Origin of the sequence: Virgibacillus salarius (genome assembly GCF_039521925.1) — a bacterium.
GTDB classification, from domain to species: Bacteria; Bacillota; Bacilli; order Bacillales; family Amphibacillaceae; genus Virgibacillus; species Virgibacillus salarius.
In genome coordinates, this window is sequence record NZ_BAAACY010000026.1 from 1 (window position 1) to 4,167 (window position 4,167).

The 4,167-nt window shown below is 37.4% G+C and carries 1 protein-coding gene; it reads right to left on the reverse strand.

The genetic code is table 11. The features are described 5' to 3' along the window. Positions 1–4,167: amino acid adenylation domain-containing protein (locus ABDZ84_RS04465; protein ID WP_343780318.1), on the reverse strand; the 4,167-nt coding region annotated here is incomplete at both ends.

A 4,167-nucleotide genomic window follows, 5' to 3' on the forward strand; every position in this document is an offset into this window, starting at 1 on the left:
TATCTGTAAAGTTGTGTTCAAAAAACATCTTTTGAATTGGAATTAGCGGTGCTTCTCCAATCACTTCTTCTTGACTTACTTTACTTTCAAAAGAGATAAGCTGCTCACGAATGGAATGAATCGTTCCATTTTTAAATAATTCATTCATAGCTAATTTAAAGCCATGTTTTTGTACACCGGAGACTATTCTGATTGCTTTAATGGAATCTCCACCTAAATCAAAAAAGTTATCATGGATTCCGACTTTGTCTATGCCTAATACCTCTGACCAAATTACTGCGAGAGTTCGTTCTGTACTGGTTCGTGGGGCTACATAATCATTCGTGACAAGATGCTGTTCAGCTGGTTCTGGTAACGCATATTTATTCAGTTTCCCATTCCTCGTCAATGGCATCTTCTCTACTTGGACGAAATAAGTTGGAATCATATAATGCGGTAGTCCTTCCTTCATTCCATCTCGAATAGAAGCGATGTCGAGCTCCTGTTCCCCTACGAAATAGGCTACTAATAATTTTTCGTCTGCCTCATCTTTAACGAATACTGTGGCTTCTGATACCTGTGGTTGCTTTCGCAATTGATGCTCAATTTCGCCTAGCTCAACACGATAGCCTCGGATTTTCACTTGGTTATCGATTCGTCCTAAAAATTCAATTCTCCCATCTGGCAAGAATCGGGCAAGATCTCCAGTACGATACATCCGCTCTCCTGGCTCAAAAGGATTATCAAGAAACTTCGCTTCGGTTAATTCTCGATTATGCAAATATCCTTGTGCTACTCCCACTCCACTCACATACAGCTCCCCTTTTACTCCGATTGGGCAAAGGTTTTGTTGTGGGTCCAACATATAGGCTTTGACATTTGCTAATGGTTTTCCGATTATATTCATGACTCCATGCTCTATCATTTCTTGTCGATCGATTTCCGTTGCCATACAACCGATCGTGGTTTCGGTTGGTCCATAGTGATTCATAAAACAAATCTTATTTTCTGTATCCTTGGCAAAAAAATGTGTTAAATCGTTCCGATTTAATGGTTCTCCACCTAGGATTAGTAAACGAAGTTTTCCTGTTTGCAGGAAGGTATCTAATTCATCGGATTGCATCATCACAGAAAACAGCGAAGGGGTCATTTTAACATACGTACAATGCTTCCCAATGAATGATACTAATTTGTTTGGATCCTTATAGGTGCTCTCAGAAGCGATGTGTAACGTAATCCCGCTCAGTAATGCCGTATAAATGGTTGTATAGCCTAAATCAAACGCATAGGAGGATAATAAAGCCGTTTCATCTGTCGATGTTAGGTTAATTTTTTGGATCATCGCAACTGTGTAATTAATGAGATTCGCATGACTTACCATGACACCTTTTGCTTTTCCAGTCGTTCCAGATGTATACATAACATAGGCTAGATCACGAGATTCATGGTTTATATCCAGATTGGTAGAATCAGCTTGATAAGCGCTTGAGTCTGCAAGATTGACAATCATTCCTGCAAAAGCCGTTTTATTTGCATAGGATGAAGTCGTCACGAGTACGTCCAGTTTGGCATCTTCTATCATATAATTGATTCGATCGATTGGATGTGTTGGATCGATAGGTAAGTAGGCGCCGCCTGCCTTGAGAATGCCTATCATGCCGACCATCATTTCTAGCGAACCATCGATCATAATACCGACAATCGCATTGGCTGTGATGCCATTTTGGCGTAAGGTCCTTGCGAGTTGATTCGCCTTTTCATTTAAGGCTTGATACGTTAACTGCTTGCCTTCGTATTCCACTGCGATATGGTGGGGATGTTTTTCTACTTGTTCCTCCCATAATTGAGATATTGTCTTATCCTTTGGATACGTTACCGATGTGTCATTAAAGTCATGGAGAATCTCTTTCCGTTCCTTATCAGTTGTCATACTGATTTGGGATACAGGGATTTCCTGGTTTTGAATCACGGATTGAATGATTTCGATGAAATGGTTTTTTAATCTGTTTACCATTTCTTGATCGTAAGCATTAGAGTTATAAGAGAATCGAACGGTTAGTGTATCACTCGGTATAACCATAGCTGCCAATTCATAGTTGTTTTCCTCATAATATGTAATATTTTCTAATTCAAAGCCTAATGAATGATCGAAGCTCATTAGCTCATGATCAACATAATAGTTTTGAAAAACAATTATGTGATTGACTAAATTCCGTTTGACCTCAGATAAAGATTGAATATCTGCCAGTGGATAATAATCATATCTTGCCGATTCTAATGAATCTTTCTGCATTTGTTTAACAACATCAATAAATGTATGATTAACTTCTTGTTTCACTCGTACTGGTACTGTGTTTATGAATAATCCTACCATTTCCTCAATACCTTCTACTTCTGCATTCCTTCCGGAAACGACCGAGCCAAATACGACATCATCTAAGTTTGTATTCTTTTGGAGTAGGATTCCCCATACCGTTTGGATGACATTGTTTAAGGTTACTTGATGGTGTTTACTAATTCGTTTTAAAGCTTCGGTCATTTTTGGATCAATCGTAAATTCTAAGCGCTCTTTCGTAAAGGCTTCACTTCGTTTCTCTTTACTAGGTAACTTCGCCTGATTCGTATATCCTTCCACATACTGTTGCCAGAACTGCTTTGCCTTATTTTTTGGCTGTTTCTGTAGCCACTTAATATATTCCACATATGGCGTGGTGTCTGGTAACTGTACCGCTGTCCCATTGCTTAAATAGCTATAAATGGTGAAAAAATCTTTCATAATTAACCCGTTACACCAGCCATCCATCAGAATATGATGAGAGCTCCAAATCATTTTATATTCTTCTGCATTCAGCTTTAAAACAGCTAGTCGTATCAGAATATCTTGACTAAGACTAAAGCCTTTTTGCCTATCGGCAACTTCAAACTTTTCCACATAGGCTGTTCTTTCGTTTTCGCTAAGCGTACTAAGGTCTTCATAATGAATCATAGGCTTACGTGTTTTCAAGATGACTTGTTTTGGTGATTGAACATTCTCATGGACGATTACACTTCGTAAAATTTCGTACCGTTCGATTAGTTTTATAAAGCTTTGTTCGAGAATATCAAGATGGACATTCCCCTTGCTTATAAAGGATTTTTGCTCAAAATAGGTCGTTGAATGTTCATCTAACAGAGAATGGAATAACATTCCTTCCTGCATTGGTGTCAATGGGTAAATATCTTGAATGGTTGCAGAATGGTAGTATTTCGTTAGTTCCTCTAGTTCTTCTAACGTCAAACTCTGGTCTGCATAATCTGAGGGTGTTAATTCTGTGGTGGTTTGTTTTTGACAGTGTTCAATGATTTGTAGTAAGTAGCTCTTATATGATGCGGCTACCATCTTCATTGTACTTTCATAATATTTCTTACTATTGTAAGTAAATGTAAACCCTAATTGGCGCTCTATAATTGATCCATTAATGTCTATATCAAATAAATTTTCAGCATTGGGACTGATTGGTTCACCACCAGATAAGTTCGACAACGAAAAGACGTCATTTTTTATTTTTTCATCAAATTGGCCAAGGTAATTAAAGCTTATCTGAGGGGTAGCCTTTCCGTTTACTCGTTTCTCATCCAATAAATACCTACATATTCCATAACCAATTCCTTTATTTGGTATATGTCTTAATGTCTCTTTTATATTTTTTATGGTATAATCCAATGTTTTCTCTTTATCCACTTCCAATAAAACAGGATAGTGTGTGGTGAACCACCCTATCGTTCTAGAAATATTTATATCCCCTTCAAGCATTTCCCTCCCGTGTCCTTCCAAATTAATCATCAACTTGTTTTCCGAGGTCCAATCGTGAATAGCCAACCCTAAAGCAGTCAATAAAATGTCATTAACCTCTGTATTATAGGCTTTATTTGTGTTTTGCAATAATTTCAAGGTTTCTTCTTGACTTAATAAAATTTCAATACAGTTATTATTTTTTAACTTATTGCTTTCTTCACTATAGTTAAAGTCTACCGGTAATAACTTGATATCTGCTTGATCAATTTTAGCCCAGTAATCTAGTTCTTCTTGTAATAAATTCCCTTGCGCTTGCTGCTCAAGATACATACCCCATTCTTGGAAAGAATTAGTCTTTTTCTGGAAGGCTATCTCTTTTTCTTGACTAACTTGATGGTAGCCTTCTGTGAAAT